This window comes from Selenomonadales bacterium (assembly GCA_018335585.1).
Taxonomy (GTDB): Bacteria; Bacillota; UBA994; order UBA994; family UBA994; genus UBA994.
This window is the reverse complement of the sequence record JAGXRZ010000058.1, coordinates 1-4,054: the sequence shown is the minus strand read 5'-3', so window position 1 is coordinate 4,054 and position 4,054 is coordinate 1. Positions and strand designations below refer to the sequence as shown.

General features: G+C 56.1%; 4 protein-coding genes. All 4 read right to left on the bottom strand.

The window, feature by feature from the left end:
• The coding region (locus tag KGZ66_11170; GenBank protein ID MBS3986146.1) for a hypothetical protein at positions 1-294 on the bottom strand (294 nt) is incomplete at its 3' end.
• A complete protein-coding gene (gene thpR, locus KGZ66_11165; protein ID MBS3986145.1) occupies positions 281-865 on the bottom strand; it encodes an RNA 2',3'-cyclic phosphodiesterase in 585 nt (194 codons plus the stop codon). The genes thpR and KGZ66_11170, both read right to left, overlap by 14 nt.
• Before the next feature lie 62 nt (positions 866-927).
• Positions 928-2,220: a TldD/PmbA family protein gene (locus KGZ66_11160; GenBank protein ID MBS3986144.1), complete on the bottom strand. Its 1,293-nt coding sequence runs from the start codon at positions 2,218-2,220 to the stop codon at positions 928-930.
• A 1-nt stretch (position 2,221) separates the two neighbouring features.
• Positions 2,222-3,595 carry a TldD/PmbA family protein gene (locus KGZ66_11155; GenBank protein ID MBS3986143.1) on the bottom strand — a complete coding sequence of 458 codons (1,374 nt, stop codon included), beginning with the start codon at positions 3,593-3,595 and terminating at the stop codon, positions 2,222-2,224.
• Positions 3,596-4,054 lie beyond the last annotated feature (459 nt).

The window sequence follows — 4,054 nt, the reverse complement described above, 5'->3', positions numbered from 1 at the left end:
ATTGACTTTCTTCTTGTTAAAAGCTGACGGCACAAGTCTGTAGGCTTCCTTGTTATCTGGCTTGGTAATATAGCGCGTGGCAATGCGTTCGCCACATTTGGGGCAGAATAGCGCGCCGTGATGCTTGGAAAAGTCAATGGAGCCGTCAATTATGCGCTCGTTGTACATCTTGACCAAGTTGCTCTCGCCGACTTTTCTATAGTGGGCAATGAAGCATTTGCAGTAGGCGCAGCACACTTCTAGGACGTGGCTGCCTCTGACCTTTTTGCTGTTCGGATTCTTATATATTTCCATAAAGAACCGTCCCTTTTGTTTCTAAGAAGGATCGCGCCAGGCGGTGGTACACGAGTCGCCCTTGTTCGCGCTTGCTTTCCATCAGCGATATGGCCTGCGCGTCGAAAGTAATAGGTAGCGCGGTGCCAAGGTGAATCTCACTGAGCGGGACACCTGTCGTGACCTCCCGCGCAAGTGTTATGTGCGGGCTGTAGCTTTGGCTTTGGCTTTGGCTTTGGCTTAAGACGCCTTGGGCGATGAGGTTGCTCTCTAGCCGTGAATATAGATGGTGGAGTTGCCCCACTGCGCCGCTTAGCCCCACCCAGACTATTTTCTTGCCGCCGCGGCTAAAGGCTCCCAGTTTATCGGCTGTGAGTGTGAAAGGCGGTTGATCGCGCACAGCATCATCCATGGCCCGCCTCAAAGATGGAACATGCGCTGCGGGCAACTCGCCAAGAAATACTAGCGTCAAGTGAAAGTTCTCGCTGTGCGTAAAGTTACCGGACACGCAAGCTCTTTTTACTTCCGCTTGCACGGCGGCCAAGCTCGCCTTGACGTGTGGCTCAAATTCGATGGCAGTAAATAGGCGCATGGTAGCCCTCACTTCGTTGCGCGAGGAAGGCATGTCGCGCTCCTCCGTCCCTCAGCGACATCCTACTGTTTCCCGGAAATTGTAACGCCGGTGGCGGCGACGTAAGGCAATAACGCCCCGCCGAAGTTGACGCGCTCGGCGGAGATGCCTTTTATCTGGGTAAAGAGCTCAGCTAAGTTTCCGGCGATCATGGTTTCATTTACCGGGTAGAGCACCTTGCCGTTCTCAATGTAGTAGCTGTTCTTGGCGACGCCTGAAAAATCGCCATTTGCGCTTGGGTAGCCGCCGGAATACCGGGCTAGCAGCAGGCCGCGCTCTACCCCCGCCACGAGCTGTGCATAAGTCTTGTCCCCTGCCTCTACGACAAAGCAGTCGCCGGAGTTCTTAGCGCGCTCACGCTTCGTCTTATTAGCTCCGTAGAGGCTTAACATAAAGCTCTTTAGCACGCCGTGCTCAATCAGCGTTACGTCTTCGGCCACAAAGCCGTCCGAGGTAATGGCATAACCGTCGGCAATCTGAGGCGACCTTGGCCTCGCGCCTAACGTCAGTTGCTCGCCAGCTACTGCCTGTCCCAGCTTGCCCTTAAACAGGCTGGTCCCGGCAATCAGTGCGCGGTCGCCTAAGAAGGTGGACACATAGAAGGAAAGTAGCCCCCCAAGGCAGTCCGGCGTAATAATGACATCGCCGACAAACTTGCCGGGCAGGGCTCGCGCTTCAAGCTGCTCTGCCGCTTGCCCAAGCAAAACCTCAAAGGAACTGCATTGGAGCAGCTCTTGTTCTAGGTCAGCCAGTGCCACTTGGCTATAGTTAAATGACGAAGTCTTACCGCCGTCCTTGGCCGAGAACAGCGAAGTAAGCGTATACACCCCTTTGCGGCTGCTTAGGTCGACGCCGGTGGAGTTGGTAAAGTGGCGCTCAGTTAACGCATGGGCAAAAATCGTCTCGGCCAACCGCACCTTGGGGAACCGCGCGGTCGTATGGTCGGCATACCGCGCGAGCAACGCATACATGCGATCCACATCAGGCTCGCTCGGCCCAATGTCAAAGTGCTGTTTTGGTTGGGGCGGGGAAATATCGTAGGCGTCGTCCTGCGCCGAAGTTGCACACAGCTCCATGAGGGACGACATCGCTTCATCCAAAGACTTTTGATCTAGGATATTGACGGTAATCTCGCCTTTGCGTAAATCCTTAATGGCCATCAGGCTAAGAGTTACGTCCTGCGTAGAGCGCATAAGCGACATCTCGGTACCTTCAAGGTTTAACTCTACTTGTTTCTTGCGCGTCAACACGCACTGGAACTTGTCTGCGCCCAAGCGGCGCAAGGCATCGCTGCAGTAGATATGGGCGTCGTTCATGCTATCTCCCCCCAATATTGATGCGGCATTTGACGGCCGCTCCGCCCATGCCCACCGGTATTAGTTGTTTCTTGCCGCACATGCCGGCGTTAGACCACTTCAAGTCGTCCGAAACCATGGTCACGCTCTTGAGCACGTCAAACGCTACGCCCGAAATGGTAAGGTCTCGGATGGCGCGGCCTAGCTTCCCTTGTTTGATTTCATAGCCAAGCACTACGCCGAACATAAACTCACTCGTCGTGTCGGCCTGCCCATTGCTCGGCTTCATAAGGTAGTACCCGTCTTCGATGCTCGCAATCATGTCGGCGAGCTTGCTGTGGCCGGGCACGATGACGGTATTGCGCATGCGAATCAGTGGCTCGTCAAAGTATTCGTAGGCGCGCGCGTTGCCTGTAGAGCTTACCCCAAAGCGCCTGGCACTGTGTTTGTTGTGCATATAGCCTTTAAGTACGCCTTGCTCGATTAAGACTTGGTCTTCCGCCAAGGTGCCCTCGTCGTCAATGTAGATGGGCATCGGGCAGGGCTGACCGCGGAAGGTATGCGCGAAGTCGACCAGCGTAATAAGCGGACTGGCGCAGAGCTGGTTTAAGTAATCGCCAGCTACCGAGCCGGCATGGACTAAGTCCGCTTCGGCTGTGTGCCCAATGGCTTCGTGGGCGAGGATACCCGCCAGCGCCGAATCAAGCACACACTCTTTCAGGCCAGCCTCGGCGTAAACGCCCTCGCTCTTTTTTTCTAGGTGCTCATAGAGCGTGTCAATCACCGGGAAAAGGCTCTGCGGCTCGCCGAAGACATCTTCAAACTGCCCGAGGCCTCCCGCTGACTCAAAAACCTCGACCGGCCCTGTCGCCGTGTCTTTGGACAGGCTCACGCCAAAGACGGTGCGCGCCAAAAGGGAGTATAGCGAAGCACCGTCGGAGGTAAGTAACGACTTCTCCATATCGAGGTTGTAGAGCGATACAGTGCGGCTGCTTAGGCTTGGGTACTTCCCCGCAATGTAGCCGTCGAGTTCCTGCATAAACTGCATGATCTCGCTCTGTGACAAACGCGGCTTGGTAGTGGCGAAGCTTCTCTCGGCTACGGGACAGCTCGGGGCAAAGGGAGCGTGTCCTTTCTTCGCGCGTTGGTCAAGGAACGCGGCGTTAAGCGTCGCCTCGCTGATGACCTCGCGCACTTGGTCGTAGCCTGGGGCAGAAGCAAACCCCCAGGAGCCGCCGGCATAGGCGCGCGCGGAAACCCCGCCCACAGCGCTCTTTGTGTTCCTCACCAGATTGCCATTTAAGTAGGCGATGTTCATGATCCGATTCTCTTGCGCGCGCAGCTCTGTATACTGAGTAAAAAGCGACCGATACGTCCGTAAGTCCTGTATAATCATACCCACCCTCCTCTTAGCACTGCCTGATACTTCGCCAGAACAAGGCAAAACCCTGCTTGGCCGAGGGACGGAGGAGAATGTCGTTGAGGGACGGAGGAGTGCGACATGCCTTCCTCAGGTGTAGGGACGTGCCTGTGGCACGTCCGCGGACGTGCGAACGCACGTCCCTACAGGGTTTCTGTCGCCGCCTGCTTTCTACCAGCAAGAGACATCTATGTTTTCGCGCGGTCTGACGGAGGAGTGCGACATGTCTTCCTCAGGTGTAGGGACGTGCCTGTGGCACGTCCGCGGACGTGCGAACGCACGTCCCTACAGGGTTTCTGTCGCCGCCTGCTTTCTACCAGCAAGAGACATCTATGTTTTCGCGCGGTCTGACGGAGGAGTGCGACATGTCTTCCTCAGGTGTAGGGACGTGCCTGTGGCACGTCCGCGGACGTGCGAACGCACGTCCCTACAGGG